Annotated in this window: 18 protein-coding genes and 4 tRNA genes; 16 read left to right on the top strand and 6 right to left on the bottom strand. The window is 49.6% G+C overall.

The window, feature by feature from the left end; genetic code table 11:
* Positions 1-50: 50 nt before the first annotated feature.
* The gene (gene tgt / locus DACE_RS11345) at positions 51-1,166 is read right to left on the bottom strand and encodes a tRNA guanosine(34) transglycosylase Tgt (protein ID WP_006001339.1); all 1,116 of its coding nucleotides are present in this window, start codon (positions 1,164-1,166) and stop codon (positions 51-53) included.
* A 158-nt stretch (positions 1,167-1,324) separates the two neighbouring features.
* On the opposite strand from tgt, the gene cas6 reads away from it, so the two are divergent.
* From cas6 to DACE_RS11330, 3 genes are all read left to right on the top strand, one after another.
* On the top strand, positions 1,325-2,305 hold the full coding sequence (gene cas6 / locus DACE_RS11340; RefSeq protein ID WP_006001338.1) for a CRISPR system precrRNA processing endoribonuclease RAMP protein Cas6: 981 nt from the start codon (positions 1,325-1,327) through the stop codon (positions 2,303-2,305).
* Between the two features lie 56 nt (positions 2,306-2,361).
* A complete protein-coding gene (locus DACE_RS11335; protein ID WP_040367190.1) occupies positions 2,362-2,667 on the top strand; it encodes a zf-TFIIB domain-containing protein in 306 nt (101 codons plus the stop codon).
* A 191-nt stretch (positions 2,668-2,858) separates the two neighbouring features.
* A complete protein-coding gene (locus DACE_RS11330; protein WP_006001334.1) occupies positions 2,859-3,344 on the top strand; it encodes a hypothetical protein in 486 nt (161 codons plus the stop codon).
* 95 nt (positions 3,345-3,439) lie between these two features.
* On the opposite strand, the gene DACE_RS11325 is transcribed toward DACE_RS11330, so the two are convergent.
* Genes DACE_RS11325 through DACE_RS11315 form a run of 3 tightly spaced genes read right to left on the bottom strand, consistent with a single transcriptional unit; the run spans position 3,440 to position 5,416 of the window.
* Positions 3,440-4,066: a retropepsin-like aspartic protease gene (locus DACE_RS11325; RefSeq protein ID WP_006001333.1), complete on the bottom strand. Its 627-nt coding sequence runs from the start codon at positions 4,064-4,066 to the stop codon at positions 3,440-3,442.
* Positions 4,063-4,734, bottom strand: a complete 672-nt coding sequence (locus DACE_RS11320; RefSeq protein ID WP_006001331.1) for a Crp/Fnr family transcriptional regulator — start codon at positions 4,732-4,734, stop codon at positions 4,063-4,065. Before DACE_RS11320 ends, DACE_RS11325 begins: the two co-directional genes overlap by 4 nt.
* Positions 4,735-4,762: 28 nt before the next feature.
* Positions 4,763-5,416: a hypothetical protein gene (locus DACE_RS11315; protein ID WP_006001329.1), complete on the bottom strand. Its 654-nt coding sequence runs from the start codon at positions 5,414-5,416 to the stop codon at positions 4,763-4,765.
* A 194-nt stretch (positions 5,417-5,610) separates the two neighbouring features.
* On the opposite strand from DACE_RS11315, the gene DACE_RS11310 reads away from it, so the two are divergent.
* Together DACE_RS11310 and DACE_RS11305 are read left to right on the top strand one after the other, a co-directional pair.
* Positions 5,611-6,819, top strand: coding sequence for a class I SAM-dependent rRNA methyltransferase (locus tag DACE_RS11310; RefSeq protein ID WP_006001327.1), 1,209 nt, complete (start codon positions 5,611-5,613; stop codon positions 6,817-6,819).
* A 228-nt stretch (positions 6,820-7,047) separates the two neighbouring features.
* A complete protein-coding gene (locus DACE_RS11305) occupies positions 7,048-8,055 on the top strand; it encodes a DUF4760 domain-containing protein (RefSeq protein WP_006001326.1) in 1,008 nt (335 codons plus the stop codon).
* 161 nt (positions 8,056-8,216) lie between these two features.
* Here the strand turns inward: DACE_RS11305 and DACE_RS17410 are convergent, their stop codons facing one another.
* On the bottom strand, positions 8,217-8,933 hold the full coding sequence (locus DACE_RS17410) for a YkgJ family cysteine cluster protein (protein ID WP_006001324.1): 717 nt from the start codon (positions 8,931-8,933) through the stop codon (positions 8,217-8,219).
* Between the two features lie 207 nt (positions 8,934-9,140).
* Here DACE_RS17410 and DACE_RS11295 point away from each other — a divergent pair, with 207 nt between their 5' ends.
* Entirely contained in the window at positions 9,141-9,971 is an 831-nt protein-coding gene (locus DACE_RS11295) for a potassium channel family protein (protein WP_006001323.1), read from the top strand.
* 134 nt (positions 9,972-10,105) lie between these two features.
* Here DACE_RS11295 and DACE_RS11290 read toward each other — a convergent pair whose 3' ends face one another.
* On the bottom strand, positions 10,106-10,618 hold the full coding sequence (locus tag DACE_RS11290) for a peptidylprolyl isomerase (protein ID WP_006001321.1): 513 nt from the start codon (positions 10,616-10,618) through the stop codon (positions 10,106-10,108).
* Between the two features lie 258 nt (positions 10,619-10,876).
* On the opposite strand from DACE_RS11290, the gene DACE_RS11285 reads away from it, so the two are divergent.
* The 10 genes from DACE_RS11285 (at position 10,877) to DACE_RS11240 (ending at position 18,107) form a co-directional block, all read left to right on the top strand.
* The gene (locus DACE_RS11285; RefSeq protein WP_040367188.1) at positions 10,877-11,407 is read left to right on the top strand and encodes an SHOCT domain-containing protein; all 531 of its coding nucleotides are present in this window, start codon (positions 10,877-10,879) and stop codon (positions 11,405-11,407) included.
* An 84-nt stretch (positions 11,408-11,491) separates the two neighbouring features.
* Positions 11,492-11,568 (top strand) — tRNA-Pro (locus tag DACE_RS11280).
* Between the two features lie 9 nt (positions 11,569-11,577).
* Positions 11,578-11,654: transfer RNA gene (locus DACE_RS11275), tRNA-Arg, on the top strand.
* 66 nt (positions 11,655-11,720) lie between these two features.
* Positions 11,721-11,796, top strand: a tRNA-His gene (locus tag DACE_RS11270).
* A gap of 166 nt (positions 11,797-11,962) precedes the next feature.
* A tRNA-Leu gene (locus tag DACE_RS11265) sits at positions 11,963-12,045 on the top strand.
* 90 nt (positions 12,046-12,135) lie between these two features.
* On the top strand, positions 12,136-13,461 hold the full coding sequence (gene tig, locus DACE_RS11260; protein ID WP_006001316.1) for a trigger factor: 1,326 nt from the start codon (positions 12,136-12,138) through the stop codon (positions 13,459-13,461).
* A 4-nt stretch (positions 13,462-13,465) separates the two neighbouring features.
* On the top strand, positions 13,466-14,056 hold the full coding sequence (gene clpP, locus DACE_RS11255; RefSeq protein WP_006001315.1) for an ATP-dependent Clp endopeptidase proteolytic subunit ClpP: 591 nt from the start codon (positions 13,466-13,468) through the stop codon (positions 14,054-14,056).
* Positions 14,057-14,071: 15 nt separating this feature from the next.
* Positions 14,072-15,316, top strand: a complete 1,245-nt coding sequence (gene clpX, locus DACE_RS11250; protein ID WP_006001313.1) for an ATP-dependent Clp protease ATP-binding subunit ClpX — start codon at positions 14,072-14,074, stop codon at positions 15,314-15,316.
* Positions 15,317-15,339: 23 nt separating this feature from the next.
* Positions 15,340-17,721 carry an endopeptidase La gene (lon, locus tag DACE_RS11245; RefSeq protein ID WP_006001310.1) on the top strand — a complete coding sequence of 794 codons (2,382 nt, stop codon included), beginning with the start codon at positions 15,340-15,342 and terminating at the stop codon, positions 17,719-17,721.
* A gap of 113 nt (positions 17,722-17,834) precedes the next feature.
* A complete protein-coding gene (locus DACE_RS11240; protein ID WP_006001308.1) occupies positions 17,835-18,107 on the top strand; it encodes an HU family DNA-binding protein in 273 nt (90 codons plus the stop codon).
* Positions 18,108-18,122 lie beyond the last annotated feature (15 nt).

The following is an 18,122-nucleotide window of genomic DNA, read 5'->3' as shown; positions in this document are numbered from 1 at the left end:
AGCGAAAAAAAACCGCTCCGGGTGTATTCACTCCCCTGCCAGGTTGGTCTTTATTTTTTTTCGAAAAAGCCGTACTCGCCAAGAAAATCGTTTTTAAAATCGATGTAACAGTTCTGTTCAATGGCTTCACGGGCCTGTTTCACCATGTTGAGGTAGAAATGGACGTTGTGAATAGCCATCAGGGTTGCCGAGAGAATTTCGTTGGCATTGAACAGGTGATGCAGATAAGCCCGGGTAAAGTTGCGACAGCAGTAGCAATCACAGGCCGGGTCCACCGGAAAAAAGTCACGCCGGTAGTTGCGGTTGGTCAAACGCAGTTTGCCACGTGAGGTGAAAGCCGTGGCACTTCGCGCATAGCGGGTCGGGATAACACAGTCAAACATATCCATGCCCCGCTCAATGCTTTCGAGGATATCTTCCGGCAGACCAACACCCATCAGGTAGCGCGGTTTGTTCGACGGCAGAAACGGTTCCGTGTAATCCACCACCTGTTTCAGCAGTTCAAGGCCTTCGCCGACGCTGACGCCACCAATGGCGTAGCCAGGGAAATCCATGGCCGTCAGTTGCTCCGCACATTCGCGACGCAGATCTTCATAGACGCTGCCCTGAACGATGCCGAACAATGCCTGGTCGCTGCGTCCGTGGGCTTCCAGGCAGCTATTGGCCCAGCGCAATGTCTTATGGATCGATTTTTTAGCGTAATCGTGGCTGGATGGATAAGGGATGCATTCGTCAAACGCCATGATGATGTCGGCACCGAGATCGTTTTCAATCTGCATCGCTTCTTTTGGTCCGAGGAAAATTTCTTCGCCGGTATGCTCATGACGAAAGAACACACCGCTTTCGGTGATTTTTTTCTTCGGCAACGAGAACACCTGGAAACCGCCGCTGTCAGTAAGAATTGGCTTGTCCCAGTTCATGAAACGGTGCAGTCCACCGGCTTTCTTGACCAGGCTTTCACCCGGTTTGAGATGCAGGTGGTAGGTGTTAGACAGGATGATTTGCGCGCCGGTCTCCTCGACTTGAGCCGGGGTCATGGCTTTGAGAGCACCATGTGTGCCGACGGGCATGAAAATCGGTGTTTCAATGGCTCCATGAGGGGTGTGCAAACGGCCACGACGTGCGCGACAGGAACGGTCATTATGGAGCAATTCAAAAGAGAACATACGGTGTTGAATCTTTCTTGATCAAAAGGGAATGGGCGTGTCCCGACAACCAGAGGTTGCCAAGTGGACTGTTTTTCAGCACAGTATCAAAAGCCATGCAATAAAGCAATTCAACGGGGCCAGGAGTCTATTGTACTCGCTGGTTCGGGGAGGGCATTATGATTCTGACGGGAACGTTGGAACGTGCTGAATTCGTCAAATTACGCTACCGGGTACGTCTGTTGGAACCCCTGGATGTGGACCTGGCCACACTGCTGCGTCTGCGGCGTAACCTTCGTGCTGCCGGAAGTTATGTCTTTTATCATGCTGATGGTCGCACCAACGCCGGTGTGCATCCGTTCAGTCAGCTGTTTTCTCCGCCGATTGCCGATGACCCCGTGGCCCGACAGCGCTACCAGCAAAGCGCTGCTGCATTTGTACTGCAACCGGACCCGGCCTGTTGCCGTCACTATCAACGGGATGAGCTGTTGACTTTTCCGGTGGTGTTGTGGGGTGGACGCCAGGAGCAGATTGTCCAGCTGGCCCAAGTGTTTCAGGCGTTGGGCAAAAATGGATTGCGTCATGATGCCGGTCGCTTTGAATTGCTGGAGATTGCCGGTCAGGACTCTTCGGGACGTTATGCCAATCTGTGGCGTGCTGGGGAGGATCTGGCTCAGGTACAAAGCCCGCTACGCGATGCTGACTGGTGGTTGTCGACCCTGCCGGTTGCGGTGAATGAGCTGACGTTGAAGTTTATTACGCCGGCGCGTTTGATGCAGCGCAATCGACCGCTGTTTCGAGCCGATTTTTCCGATCTGTTTCCATTTATTCTGCGTCGGGTGAGCTCCATGCTTTATGCCCATTGCCATTTGGAATTGGTGGATGACCCGGCTCGCATGATTGAACTTGCTCAGCAGGTTGTTGTGCTGGAAAATCACCTCGAATGGCAAGATTGGCGACAGCTGGGACCCGACCCGCAGATGCAGCAGCCTTTAGGCGGACTGATGGGCACGTTGCGGTTGCAGGGAACGACTCTGGTTGACCTGTTGCCGGTTCTGGAATTGGGCACCTTGATGAATCTAGGCAAGAATGCTGCATATGGGGCTGGCTGCTATCAATTGCAGATGTGCGGGGGGGGGGCGTTTGAAAAATCCCATTAATTTTGTATACTTCATATACCGGTTATCACTCTCGACTGAGGATTGCGGAGGTGGTTATGAAAGATGTGTGGGATGAGCGAGAAAAAGCTTTTGAAAATCAATATTTTCGTGATGTAGAGCGCAAGCAGATCGAAGCGATGAAAGAAAAAATGCACGAAGGGCAGATACGTGAATTGTGTAAAAATCGATGCCCCAAATGTGGTGAAGAGATTCAGGCTAGCACCTTTCGCGGTGTGCCTCTGGATCAGTGCCCCTCTTGCGGCGGTATTTGGCTGGGCCCCAACGATTTGAAAATATTGGCTGAAAAGGATCATCGTACCTGGTTTGACAACTGGTTCCACGCTGGAGAAAACCAGGGTTGATTTTATGATAAAAAAGGCGACTTACATCCTTGGGGACCTCTTTTTCCCCTGTTGTATCGCGGTGTTTCAAGCGGCGGGTCAGGGCTTTTCCTTGACCCGCTCGCTGTATTCACGTACATATGTAAGGATATTCCCTTATTAATGATGGTATTGTTTTTTGTTGATTGTGATTAAAGCGAAGAGGAGGAAGGATGGGTGACTTTGTCTTTGTAGTATTGGTTCTTGGCGGACTTGGCGTGTTCTTTTATCGGCAAAGTCAGGAAAAACAAGCACAGAGAGCGGCTGAAAAATCTGATGTAGCGCCTTGTACTTCAGGGGAGACCACTTCTCAGCCTGTTGAAGAGGTTGACGAATCGCAGACGCTAAAAGTTGAGAGTGCAGACGTCGTGTCTGAGCCGAAGCCTGAAGAGTCTGTCGTTGAGGAAGCAGCCCCAGAGAAAGAATCTGTGGATGTTCAGGATGAGTCAAAGGTTCCATCGGAAGAAACGTACGACGCTTTGACGTGGCGGGTGTTGCAGCGGGTGATGGAACAGCCGGGGATTATGCAAACGGAGATTTACGGTCTGTTTCCCAAGGAAAACCGCAAACATCTGCAGGCGACACTGTTGCAGTTGGATAAAGAGAATGTGCTGCGTCGGGAAAAAGAGGGGAATACCTACCGTCTGTTTCCCGTTTAAAAGCTTGTTGGGAAAACAACCTGCAAAAATTATAAACGCGCCCGTCGGGACATCCCCGGCGGGCGCGTTGTTATTCTCAGTTGTGTTGTCGCAACCTATTGCCAGATCAAGCGTTTGTTGTGGTAGTCGATGTGGTAAGCGCGGTGTTTTAAAACATCCATACCCAACAGGCCATCAGCAAAGCGGTTTCTTTTTTCCCGTTCAATCAACGCAACTTTCAGTTTTTCGATCTGCAGCGGTCCGATGTTGAGTTGGTCGAGTCGGGCCAATTCAATCTCCACCTTTGCGCCATTTGCCAGATGGCCGGTGCTGGAACGCCATTTTGTTAGTCGCAGTTTATCCACGGCATCGCGGTCGAGCAGGGTGATGGTTGCGCCAGTGTCAAGAACCAGATGGATGGTGATGTCTTTGTTGCGATGATGTAACGTCACCGGAACCACTACCTGGTTACCGTAGATTTTTACCGGAGTTTCCTGGATGGTGGTGTTCTGCTTCTGATCCGGCTCAGCAATGTCAAAGGATGGAGACTTGGACCACTGTGGACTGGTGATGCCCTGGCTGGTTGGGGCGCCAACTTTTTGTCCTGTGTATTGAGGTGGAATGAGTTCTGGGTCGTCGACCACGATCAGTTTGCCCTCGGCATTGCGATAATGGTAAATCTCTGCTGCGGACAGAGGTAGAGCGCTCAGACCGATGATCAGTAGTGTCACAAATAATTTCACGGCGCGACCTCGTCAAGGGCTGTTGGGTCAAGTACGGTGATGGAGCGTCCGCTGACACGGATGATCTTTTCTGTGGAGAGTTTTTTCAGTAACCGCGAGAAGGTTTCCGGTGTGGTACCTAGCAGTAAGGCAATTTCACCTTTTGCAGCCGGCAACTCAATGCTGCCCGCGGGCGATTTGTCCTGTAATACGCCAAGATAATTGAGAAACCGCTGCCGGATATCGGCCAGGGTCAGTTGTTCGATCATCCCCAACAGGTATTTGATGCGTTGAGAAAGTGCTCCGATGAAGACCATGGCGATGTCGGGGTGTTGCTCCAGATGCGACAAAATCTTCTGCGCATCCAAGGCCAACAGTTCACAGGGCTCAATGGCGATGGCACTGACCGGATAACGTCCTTTAAGCTGCAGGAGGATCTCGGCAAAATATTCACTCGGCTCAATGAAGCGGATCACGGCTTCTTTGCCGTCGGCCGTGGAGCGAAATAGTTTCACCCGCCCGGAAGCGAGAAAATAAAACTCGCTGCCGGCATCACCTTCATGGAACAGAATCTCCTTGCGTTGCAGGGTGGTGAAACGACTGATCTGCTCAATGAAGGTAAAGCGGGGGTCGTCGCTATTGCCAAAAAATGTCTGTAGAAACAGTTTTACCGCGCTGTTTTTTTCCATGACGGTCCTTTTAGGGGCAATGGACGTGCTATTCGACAATCAGCTCTTGTTCGGTGTCCAACAATTCAACGGCTTGTTCAAGGCTGCTGATCAATGGAGCCAGGTCGAGTTGCCGTCCTTCAAATTCATCGGGAAGAAATCCCAGTGCACTTTGCAGACGTCGTGCTGCGCTCAGGGCGCTTTTGTATTCTGAGAGTTGACGTTGTTCCATGGTGGCATGATCCATGGCCATCTCCCGAAAACGTTTGGCGATGGTCGGATGACTGATCTTGCCTTCAAATACAGCTTGTTCCAACTCCTGTTGTTGTTCGCTGGTAAAGTTGGTGTCGGCTTCAGCCTGTTGCAGCAGGTCAATGGAACGGTAGTCCGGCAGGGGGCGCAGCTTGTCCTCCATCAGAGTCGGCTGTTTCTTCTCCAGATAGTGAAACGCCATGGTCAGTTTGTCCGCCGTCTGACGACGGATGCGGATCTCACGGCTACAGTAATCCTCAAAGCTGTCGTAGCCCCAGTCGCTGTAGAGACGACTACCGCGAACCTGCTTGAGCAGGCGTCCCAGATCCACCCAGGACGACTTGAAATTTTTCGCCGAACTGAGCACCGTATAGCGGTCACTGCCGGGCTCCAGTTGTTCCAGTAATTGCTCTATCTGTTGTTCCGCGCGGGTTGGTGCGGCTGTGTCCATAATGGTTCATGCTCCTGAAATTTTTTTCTGACTCTAACACAGCCCTGTGTTTGATGGTAGCCATGATGCTTAGGGGAAGTGGCGGATCATTTTGTGCTGGCTTCGACATTGAGGATACCGTAAAACAGGGACAGCCTTTTTTCCGAAATTGCTGTTGTGGAAGATTCTGACAGCACAGCCTAAATGGAAAGACAATGAAACGCCAACAACGAAAATCATGTGTTATCGGCCCGCAGACAGAACAGATGCTCAAGCTGGGGCATCCCTGGGTGATCGAAGATCGCTTTACCCGGAAATGGCCCACTTTGAAGTGTGGTGAACTGGTGACCTTGACCTCGGAGCAGGGCAAGGCGCTGGCGATAGCACTGGTTGATCCCGGACAGCGGATTGTTGCCCGCGTTCTTGGCGACGCCGGGATGATGTTGAACGGCGAGTGGTTCCGCCAGAAAATTCACCGGGCCGAACAGCGCCGTCGCGATCATGCCGGACTTGACGGCACCAACGCTTACCGCGTGATCAATGGTGAAGGCGATGGCTTGCCGGGCCTCACCGTCGAGCGATATGACGGGTATCTGATGATCCAGTTGTACTCGCGCAGCTGGGAGCCGCATCTCAACATGTTGGTGCAAGCTTTACAGCAGGAGTTTCAGCCGGACGGTATTTACGAAAAATTCCGCCCGCAGAAAACCCGTGAGCTGGAGAAAAAAGGCTCGAAACGGTTCAGTCGTCTGTTGGCTGGTAGCGCTGTCCCTGATCGCTACACGGTCGAGGAGAATCATCTTACCTATCGCGTCAGTCTCGAAGAGGGTTTGAATACCGGACTGTTTATGGATCAACGTGCCAACCGCCGTGATCTCGCCGAGCGCTGCCAGGGCAAGCGGGTGTTGAACCTGTTCTGCTATACCGGAGCTTTTTCCGTAGCGGCTGCTGCTTCTGGCGCGACACGGGTGACCAGTGTCGATGCTTCGCCCCATTACCTCGACCAGGCACGGGAGAATTTCGGCCTCAATCGCATCAACGCCAAGCGCCATGCTTTTATCTGCGGAGACTGTTTTGATGTCTTGCCTGATCTGTTGGCGCAGGGCGAGCGTTTTGACATTGTGATCATGGATCCGCCGAGCTTTTCCACCACCACTAAAAATCGCTTCACCACCCAGGGCGGTACCGCCAAGCTGGTGGCCCAGGCCATGGCACTGCTGGAAGATGGCGGATTACTGATTACGTCTTCCAATCATCAGAAAGTTGATCTGGCCGATTACCTTAAAGAATTGCGCCGAGGAGCTCTGGAGGCGGGCAGCGACTTGACGGTGCTTAAAACCGCTGGTCAGGCCGAAGATTTCCCCTATCCGGTAACTTTTCCCGAAGGACGCTATCTGAAGTATGTCATGGCGGTGAAAGGCTGATGCATTCCAGGTGTTCTTGGCGGCGAAAATTGTACAAGAGGACATTGGCTGCACAATTGGTCAAGTGAAATGACCCAGCTAATCACCTTCAGACGGTCCAGGGGTAACCCTGTCGGTTTGAATCGCTTACCGATAAAGCCCTGGCTTGGTTGTGGATACTCTCGTTTTCAACATCCTGTTAAAAGTTTTGCTTTGCTCTATTTGCACTGAAAATAGATTGGGAAATGGATGCAATTAATTGATTTTGTAGGGGGATTTGGCGTTGTTGTTACGCTGACTGGTGTCGTGTTTGTCGGTAGACAAACCTATGCACATTTTATTCGCTCTAAAGCATTTTCTTATATCGAAAGATTTAACTCTCAAGAGTTTATGGAGCTTCGAATTGCAATCGATCAATGGCTTGTTTTGCATAAAGACCCACAAACAATGATAGATGTTTTAAGCTCCGAACGTGCAGATGATATTGAAGTTTCTATCAAAATAAGAACATTTCTTAATATTTTTCAGGAACTTGCCGTAGCCTACGAAAAAGGGATGATCGATAAACATATTTTTTTCAGGAACTTTGATTATTTAATTCTTTCAAACTGGGATAAATTTGCAAATTTTATTTATTCAGTAAGAGCTGCTAACAACGATTTTAGCATTTATAAGCGTTTTGAATTGATGGTCAATGATGTGAGAAAGTTTAAAAGAAGAGATCGTGGGAAAAATAAAACTTACGTTTTTGGTTACGGATCATTGATGCTTCCAGAGAGTATTCACAATACATTACAAAGACAGAGTAATAAATATTCTTTGTATGATGTAACTTTGCATGGCTATGAACGGTCATGGGATATCATGATACCTGTTTTTTCGGATAGGCTACAAAAAAAGATAGATGTTTTATTCTTGAATATCACAAAAAACGAGAATTCTACAATTGATGGTAAGATACTGGAAGTGGATGATGATGAGTTAGAAAAGCTTTCAGCAAGAGAGATAAACTATAACTGCATTGAAATAACAAAAGATGTTGAAAAGAGTCATCCTATCCAAAGGGGAGATACCGTTTTAACTTTTATCGGGGAAGAGAAATATCTTTTAAAAGAGAGTGCAGAAAAAGTGTATGTCATGCAAAACTATCTTGGAATTATAGATAGGGTTAAGACTGAATTCCCCAAGTATGAGAGAGCTTTTGACGCAACATTTGAGGCTGAAGTTTTGGAAGGCAAATATTCTTTTAAAGTTTGAAAAAACTCTCAACTCTTATCACTTGGGAAGAAAAAGTTCTTTTTAGAAACTTAAACAACGAGTTCAGGGGGCAGTTAGATCATGTCTGATACTGAGCTGTTTTCATGTTAAGACCATTATCCATGGATATGTCCGGGGCTTTGTCCCCCCCCCCTCCCTGCTTACTCCCTGCTATCTCCTTTGATGATTCTGGCCGGGGAAAAAACATCTTTGCCGTTAAGCCAGGCCTCTGTCAGTGTTGGCTCTTCCAACAGCATAGCCAGCCCCTTGATGAACCCCACCGGAAATGACGCAAACCCTCTCACTGCCATCACTTTGATAAAGATCGTGGAATAGATATCGGTGCTTGCTCTGTAGAGGGGGAGAGACGGAATCATCAGGCGCCGTCCTTCCTCATAGCCTTTTTGGCAGAGCGCTGCGTCCATGGAATGGTGGGCTCTGCAGGCAAATGGCCGCACCGGATAAATCAGACAAACTTTGTTATTATCAAGAAAAGGGCAGGGGAGCTTATGCTGATACCAGAGATCTTCATCCCGAAGATCGCCAAGGCTGGCTGCCTCTCTGGTCCACTTTTTCAAGGAGGCGATGCCCTCTGGTGTGCTCCCCGTCAGGAGTTCCCGGTAAATCACCAGAAGCTCGGGAATCGATGTCTCTACCCGCAGGTGGCAGCACCAGGCACATCCCGAAGCGCAGGCCGCTGACTCGGGAAGATCGTAGACAGCCTTGGTGAAGGCACCCATGGCCTTTCCCAGTACGTCCAGCCCGGTGCCGTATTGATCGAGAAAATCGGACAGTCTTGTGTGGGCATTTTTGACGTGGATGGCGAGGAGCTCCTGTCCCCGGTCTGCTGCCCCGTTTATCTCCTTCGACTTGTCCATACTTGATACCTCCTGACGCGGTCTTGTGTAGTCTCAGGCGTCTATTCTATTCCACTCTGGGCGTTTTTGCGACTAGCTTACCTGACAGGCTGTTGAACCGATGTGTTAATCTCCCGATTGACTGGTTTTACCGCCTGTTTTTTAGTAACCTTCAAATCTTTGATTCGATCCACGTTTTTTTCTTTGTTCGATTTTGCACAGGTTTATATGAAAACAAACAACTCCGCTATTCGTCAGCTACGCATCTATCTCTTTCTTGTTATTGCTGTGATTTGCCTGAGCACCGGCTGCTTTATGCTCACAGAGCATCTGAGCTTTAGTGAGGCGCTTTATTTCAGTATTGTCACTATGTCCAGCGTTGGATATGGTGACATCCTGCCGCAAACGACGCTGGGTCGCCTGTTCGCTATGGTGTTTATTGTTCTTGGTGCTGTCACTTTTTTGAGTTTTGTCGGCCGGGCGACGGAGCTGATGCTGAATCGGCGGGAAGAGGAAAGTAAGCGCAGAAAGCTTCATATGTTGGTAGGGGTGTTTTTTGACGAAATCGGTCATACCCTGTTGACGCAACTGGTAGAACATTTGCCCTTGGCAAAGGATGATCGGTGTCGCTTTGAGTTTACTGCGCAGTGGAACCGGCGTGATTTTCGCGCTTTGGACAAGTTCTCCACTGCCTTGCCATTGGAGTTCGAACGGCCGGAGCAGTTGGTGGCGTCCAGCTGGGAGGTGCTCCCTGCTGTCAAGCCGTTGTTGATCCGCTTGCTTGAGAATCCGGCGGTGTTGGAGCATAGTGCTTTTTCGGAATTGCTGCTGGCGTTGTTTCACTTTGAACAGGAACTGGGCTTTCGCGAAAACCATACAGAGCTACCTGAAAGTGATCTGAACCATTTAAGCAATGATGCTGTGAGGGTTTATCGGCTGTTGCTGCCACAGTGGTTTGATTATTTGGAACATTTGCAACAGGATTATCCCTACCTTTATTCGCTACAGGTGCGGGTCAACCCGTTTCGTCGCACGACGTCGGTTATGGTGACATCCTGAAAACAGGGTGTTGTTTAAGCTCTTATGTAGGGCGCGACTCTGCAGGTGTAGGGGGGCTGAGCCTTTGCCGGGACAGGGAGGTAACGGTGGGGAGAAATTGAAAGGGAGCTGCGTGGCGCAGCTCCCTTTGTCTGTTAGTCTTCGATGACACTGGCTTTGACGATGGTGATCGGTTCCAAAGGCACATCCTGATGGTGGCCTTTGTTGCCGGTGGGCACCTTTTCAATAGTGCGAACCACGTCCATGCCTTCGACAACCTTACCGAACACCGCATAGCCGAACGCTTCAGGGCGTGGATCGCGATGGTTGAGGAAGTCGTTGTCGTTGACGTTGATGAAGAACTGGGAGGTGGCACTGTCCACCACTTGGGTACGTGCCATGGCAATGGTGCCGCAGAGATTTTTTAACCCATTGTCCGCTTCGTTCTTGATCGGTGTTTTTCCATGCTCTTCCTCCATGGCGGCGTTCATTCCGCCACCCTGGATCATGAAGCCGGGAATCACCCGATGAAAAATCGTGTCTTGGTAGAAATTATTTCTCACATAGTTCAGAAAGTTTTCGACCGTGATAGGGGCCTTTTCGGCATCGAGTTCCAGAACAATGGTGCCTTGAGTCGTCTCCAGAGAGACTTTGGGGCTGGTTTCCATAGAGATTCTCCTTGATGTGTTTCAATTCAGGGCTTTTCGCTTTGATTCTTCGTTTTGAATGGCTTGCGCTATATTGGGGCGGACTCTATCACAGAGCGTGAACGGGTTCAATTTTTCTGCATTGCGGCAGCGCTTTCGCCATTAATGGTTTGCCCCCCTGATGTTTCCTGTTATAGTGGGCGCCGCAGTTTGAGGGGCTCTCGTCGTGGTGGAGAGGGTTCAACTGTTCAATGTGCGTCATTGTGGAATGTTGTTGTTATGGCACAAGACTCCGGTGATACCGGTATCGCTAAAAATATTTTTGTCGGCTATTTTGTCCTGATTCTCCATGTGGTTCTGCTGGTTCTGCTGGGCCTGTTTGTAGTGTTCTTTCGGGGCCTGGTCGAATATATGCCGTGGATTCTCGGTGGTGGACTAGCGCTGTTGGCGCTGTCCGGCTATCTGTTTTACCGGCATCTCAAACGCAGCAAGAAAACACTCAAGGAGACGTTTGATGGCCATGTGCCGAATGATCGGCCTATGGAGATCAGTCTTCTGGGTGGGTTGGCATCGGTGCGGGTTGGCGTTTCTTCTGGTGTGCGGCAGGTTGATGGCGCCCCATTGCAACTGGAAGATCCTGACACGTCGCGATTGCGTAGTCTTGACCGTCTGGCGAATATGTATGATAAGGGCTTGATCAGCAAAGAAGAGTTTGAGCTGCTCAAGAAAGATGTGCTGACGGGGATTCCGGCGCGTTCTGAATCGCCCTCTTCTGATGATATTATAGACGTTGATTATACCAGCAGGTAGCTGTCTGTGTGATGAGTTTGACCGTCGGACAAAAAAAAGTTGCATTTTTAAATTCAGAATGATAAACAACAGCGTCTTGTATGTCGGGGTGTAGCGCAGCCTGGTAGCGCACCTGCCTTGGGAGCAGGGGGTCGGAGGTTCGAATCCTCTCGCCCCGACCACTAATACAAGCGCCAGTAGCTCAGCTGGATAGAGCATGTGACTTCTAATCACAGGGTCGAGGGTTCGAGTCCTTCCTGGCGCGCCACTCAACAACCCTGTTTTTTGTTGACAATAGATAGGCCGATAAGTAGTATTGGCCACCTTGTTTGTGGTGGGTGTAGCTCAGTTGGTAGAGCGCTGGATTGTGACTCCAGTTGTCGAGGGTTCAAATCCCTTCACTCACCCCATTTAACCATGATAGACTCGATCGTCGATGTTCTTGTCGGACTCCCGGCGAGAGTAGCGATAGTCGAGTCTTTTTTGATTTTTGGCTTCCAACAACGAGATGATAATCTATCACTCTTAACCGATGAAGCCTTCAACCCGCGAATTATCGTGGGATACAGCTGTTGCGCGAGAGTGGCGGAATTGGCAGACGCACTGGATTTAGGATCCAGCGGGCAACCGTGGGAGTTCGAGTCTCCCCTCTCGCACCAAAAAAAATCAGGGGCCATAGTGCCCCTGTTTTGTCTGAGATTTTCCGGTTTGTCAGGTTATCGATATTTTAATCAAGTGAGGTTATCCGCATGAATGTTCAGGTCGAAAATGTAAGCTCCGTAAAAAAGAAAATTTCTGTTGAAATCAGCGCTGACCGCGTCAGTGAAGAGATCGCTAAAACGTATAAGAAAATTGCCAAGTCGGCCAAGGTTAAGGGGTTTCGTGACGGCAAGGTTCCCATGTCGGTGGTTGAGAGCTATTATGTTGATCAGATGAAACAGGATGTTGTTGGTCGACTGATCAACGAAACCTACTATCAGGCTCTGGTTGATAATGAAGTTGCCGCAATCTCTGAACCTTCTATTGAAGAGAGCAGTGATCTGGAGAAGGATAAGCCGTTTACCTATGAAGCACATGTTGAAGTGAAGCCGGAAGTTTCGGCGAAGGACTATACTGACATTGAGCTGAAAAAAGAGATCTTTGATTTTGATGAGAAGATCGTCGATGAGCGCCTTAATGAAATGCTCAGCTCCCGTTCCACCATGGAAGTGGCCGAGCGTGATGAGGCTCAAAATGGTGATTTCGTGACCATCGATTTTGAAGGCTTTGTCGATGGCGAAGCGTTTGAAGGTGGTGCCGCCCAGGATCATGAGCTGGAGCTTGGTTCCGGCAGCTTTATCCCCGGGTTTGAAGAGCAGTTGGTTGGGTTGAAGCGGGGAGAAGAGAAAGAAATTTCCGTGACATTCCCCGAAGAGTATGGAAATAAAGACCTAGCCGGTAAAGAATCTACTTTCAAGATTGCCCTGAAAGAGATTAAAGTAAAACAGATGCCTGAGCTTGATGATGAGTTTGCAAAAGGTTATGGTGCTGAAAGTGCCGATGATCTGCGCGAAAAGATCCGTGATGGCTATAAAAAACAGGAAACCTCCCGCATTGATGATGACCTTAAGGAACGCCTCATCACAGTTCTGGTTGAGCGCAATGAGGTGGAAGTCCCTGAAGCTATGATTGAACGTCAGCTTGACTTCATGCATAAAAATATCTCCAACCGTTTGCAGTCTCAAGGCATGACCATGGAGATGATGGGGATGAACGAAGAAGCGTTCCGCGTCATGTATCGTGAAACTGCCGTCAAGCAAGTGCAGGGTAGCTTGTTGCTTGAGGCGATTGGTCGTCAGGAGAATATCTCTGTAGATGACGATGAAGTTGACAGCCGTCTTGAAGAGATCGCAGAGATGGCCAATGCTCCTCTCGACGAAGTGAAGAAATATTACTCTTCTGACGAGGCGCGCAAAGGTCTGCTGGCTCAGATTGAAGAGGAAAAAGTGATTACCTATTTGCTGGGTCAATCAAAAATCGAGGAAGTGACCAAAGAAGCGTTGGCAGAGAAGCCTGCTGACGAAGAACAGGAGTAATTCTATGAGTCTTGTCCCGATCGTTGTCGAGCAAACCGGACGTGGAGAACGTTCTTACGACATCTATTCGCGTCTGCTTAAGGATCGGATCATTTTTCTCGGTGGTGGGATTGATGACCAGATTTCCAATCTGGTTATCGCTCAATTGTTGTTTTTAGAGTCGGAAGATCCCGAGAAGGATATCCACCTGTATATCAACTCCCCTGGCGGTGTCGTTACCGCTGGCATGGCCATTTATGATACCATGCAGTATATCAAAGCGCCGGTATCGACGATTTGTGTCGGGCAGGCGGCAAGTATGGGAGCTGTGTTGCTGGCGGCGGGTGCGGAAGGAAAGCGGTTTACCCTGCCGAATTCACGCATTATGATTCATCAGCCGTTGGGTGGCTTTCAGGGACAGGCGAGTGATATTAGTATTCACGCTCAGGAAATACTTCGTCTGCGAGAAGATCTGAATCGCATTCTGGCTCACCACTGCAGCCAGGATATTGAGACTATTGCCCGTGACACGGAACGTGATTTTTTCATGGGGGCCGAAGATGCACAAAAATACGGCCTCATCGACAAGATTGTCATGCGGGCTGAGGTCGGATAAGAACGGAGGGACGTTATGGAGCACAATGATGATCACACCGGAGATTTGACCTGTTCGTTCTGCGGCAAATCGCAGGATGATGTCAAAAAGCTCATTGCCGGACCGTCAGTTTATATCTGTGATGAGTGTATCGATCTGTGCCAAGAGATTATTACCGAAGAACTCGGCGCCCAAGAGGTGACGGAAGCGGAAAAGCTGCCGGCACCAGCCGAGATACGGGCAACCCTCGATGATTATGTTGTTGGTCAGAACTGGGCAAAGAAAGTGCTGTCCGTAGCTGTCTATAATCATTACAAGCGGATTCGGTACGCGGCTAAAAATGATGATGTCGAGATCCAGAAGAGTAATATTCTGCTTCTCGGCCCCACCGGCAGTGGTAAAACGTTGTTGGCACAAACCCTTGCACGGGTCCTCAATGTTCCTTTTGCTATGGCTGACGCGACTAATTTGACTGAGGCTGGTTATGTTGGTGAGGACGTCGAGAACATTGTTCTGAGCCTGGTTCAGGCTGCTGATTACGATATTGAAAAAGCTCAGCGTGGTATCATCTATATTGATGAGATCGACAAGATTGCTCGCAAGAGTGAATCCCCCTCAATTACCCGCGATGTTTCCGGTGAAGGGGTGCAGCAAGCTTTGTTGAAAATTATCGAAGGAACGACGGCGAGTATTCCACCCAAAGGGGGGCGCAAGCACCCACAGCAGGAATTTATCAAAGTCGATACGGCCAACATTTTGTTTATTTGTGGCGGTGCTTTTTCCGGGTTGGAAGATGTTATCTCTCAACGTATCGGCAAGAAGAGTATTGGTTTTGGTGCCAATGTGCGCATGCCCAGCGAAACCACTTTAGGAAAGCTGCTTAAGGATATCGAGCCGGGTGACTTACTTAAATATGGTTTGATCCCTGAATTTATCGGCCGCCTTCCTGTTATTGCCACGCTTGAAGAGTTGGATGAAGAGGCTCTGGTGTTAATTCTCAAGGAGCCGAAAAACGCTCTGGTTCGCCAGTATCAGAAGCTGCTTGATCTCGAAGATGTGGCGCTTAAATTTACTGACGGTGCCTTGGTGGCCGTTGCCAAGGAAGCGGCACGACGCAAAACCGGAGCACGTGGTTTGCGCTCCATCCTTGAAGAGGTCATGCTGGATATCATGTATGACATCCCATCGCAGGATCACGTCAAGGAAGTTGTTATCAGCGAGGATGTTGTCGTAAAAAAATCGGCACCGCTGATTGTCTATGACTGCGCCGAATCTGCCTGATTTCATAACTTTTTGGATAATTGATGACAGAAATTTCTGACACTCCTGAACGTTTTGAGGGAGCAGGGGCTATCCCCCTGCTCCCTTTGCGCGATATTGTAATTTTTCCTGAAATGGTTACTCCACTTTTCGTCGGTCGCCCGCGTTCCATCGCGGCTCTCGAAAAAGCCATGGACGGTCAACGCCTGATTTTTTTGGTCGCTCAGAACGATGCCGAAATCGATGAACCGGGTCGTGACGACCTGTTCTCCATCGGTACCGTGGCCAAAATCTCCCAATTGCTCAAATTGCCTGATGGTACCATGAAGCTTCTTGTTGAAGGTATGGTACGGGCGGAGCTGCTGGAACTGATTGATGAGGAAGCCTGCACCCTGGCTTGCTGTGAAGAGATCCAGGAGGGCAGTTGCGGTTCTTTGGAAACTCAGGCCTTGGTGCGCAGCGCCAAGGAGCTGTTTGATGCCTATGTGTCTTTCAGCAGTAAAGTTCCGGCTGAAGTGGTGACTGCGGTTGAGAATGTCACGAGTGCCGGCAACCTGGCCGACATTATCACGGCTCATCTGAACTTGCGCGTGGACGAGAAGCAGGAAGTTCTCGAGCAGATTGATGTCTGTGACCGCCTTGAACTGTTGCTTGAGTTGATGGAGCGCGAGGTCGAGATTCTCAAGATAGAGAAGAAGATCCGCAAGCGTGTCAAAAACCAGATGGAGCGCACGCAAAAAGAGTATTACCTCAATGAACAGATGCGGGCCATTCAGAAAGAGCTTGGCGATAAAGATGAGTTTAAGCAGGAGCTGATCGAGCTGGAAGAGCAGATCGAAAAGCGTAAAATGTCGCGAGAAGCGACAGAAAAAGCCACGGCTGAACTGCGAAAACTCAAAATGATGTCGCCCATGTCTGCTGAGGCAACCGTGGTGCGCAATTACATTGACTGGCTGCTGTCCATGCCGTGGCAGAAAAGCACGCGCGACAGTACTGATCTCGAGCGCGCCAAGGCCATTCTTGATGAGGACCATTATGGCCTCGACAAGGTTAAAGAAAGAATCCTTGAGCATCTGGCCGTACAGACACTGGTCAAAAAAATCAAAGGTCCAATTCTGTGCCTGGTTGGCCCACCGGGAGTGGGTAAAACATCACTGGGGCGGTCTATTGCCCGTGCCATCAATCGCAAGTTTATCCGCATCTCGCTTGGTGGAGTGCGTGATGAAGCAGAGATTCGTGGCCATCGCCGCACCTACATTGGTGCCATGCCCGGTAAGGTGATTCAGAGCATGAAAAAGGCCGGCGTCCGTAATCCGGTGTTTCTGCTTGATGAGATCGATAAGATGTCCATGGATTTTCGTGGAGATCCGTCATCGGCGCTGCTCGAAGTGCTAGATCCGGAACAGAACAAAACCTTTGGCGATCATTTTCTTGACATGGATTACGATCTGTCCCATGTCATGTTTATTACCACGGCAAATTCTCTGCAGGGTATTCCTGCGCCGTTGCTGGACCGTATGGAGATTGTTCAGCTTGATGGCTATACAGAAGAGGAAAAACTGCAGATTGCCTGCGAACACCTGATCAACAAACAGGTGAAGGAGCATGGTCTTGATGGTCGCGGTGTCCGCTTTAGTGCTGCAGCACTCCGGGAGATCGTTCGCCGTTATACTCGAGAGTCTGGAGTCCGTGATTTGGAGCGCCGTATTGCCGCCATTTGCCGTAAAATTGCTCGACAAATGGTTGATGATAGCGCTGGAAAAGAAAAAATTTCCATTGGTGTGCCACAGGTCAATAAATTTTTAGGTGTGCCATCGTATCGCTTTGGCCGTAAAGATCAGTCGTCGCAATCTGGTGTTGCAACCGGTCTGGCATGGACTCAATCCGGGGGAGAGATTCTCATGATTGAAGTCCTGGAATTGCCCGGTCAGGGTAAGCTGACCATCACCGGAAAGCTCGGTGATGTGATGCAGGAATCGGCTCAGGCGGCCATGGCCTATGTCCGTTCCCGCTGGCAGGAATTGGGTCTTGAAAAAGACTTCTATCGCCAAATAGACGTGCATATTCACGTACCTGAGGGTGCTATCCCTAAAGATGGACCCTCGGCTGGCATCACCATGGCCACTGCAATTTCTTCAGCATTGACTCGCCGTCCGGTGGACTGCAACCTGGGCATGACCGGAGAAATTAACCTGCGTGGAGAGGTCCTTGCCATTGGCGGGTTGAAAGAGAAACTTCTGGCTGCAAAACGAGCTGGATTGGAAATGGTATTGGTACCACAAGAGAATGAAAAGGATCTCAAAGAGATTCCGGAGAGTCTGAAGAAGGGGTTGGATATCTGCTGCGTCGGCCATATGGATCAAGTTTTGGCACGTGCGTTGCTAGAACAACCCTGCGATGGCCATGGGGAGAAAGCAGATAAATAATTATTCATTTTGCTGGCGAGAGGGCCTTTTTAGGCCTTGTGCTCTCTACCATTCTCTGTTATAACTGGCGCGTTTCAGCAACGCAAAACTCATTGAAAACTAGGAGGTTAGCCGTGACAAAAACTGAGCTCGTAACTGCAATTGCCGAAAAAGCTGAACTGAGTAAGTCTGATTCTGAAAAAGCCCTGAAAGCTTTTGTTGACACCGTAACCGAGGCACTCAAGGGTGGTGATAAAATCGCTCTGGTTGGCTTTGGCACATTTAGCGTAGGTGACCGTGCTGCCCGTGTTGGCAAAAATCCTCAAACCGGTGCTGAGATCAAAATTCCTGCCGCAAAAGTACCCAAATTCAAAGCTGGAAAAGCCCTGAAAGACGCTGTAAATTAAGTCAAAAAAAAAGCG

Source organism: Desulfuromonas acetoxidans DSM 684 (assembly GCF_000167355.1).
Taxonomy (GTDB): domain Bacteria; phylum Desulfobacterota; class Desulfuromonadia; order Desulfuromonadales; family Desulfuromonadaceae; genus Desulfuromonas; species Desulfuromonas acetoxidans.
Note: the sequence above shows the minus strand (reverse complement) of the source record. Positions and strands in the feature narration are given on the sequence as shown.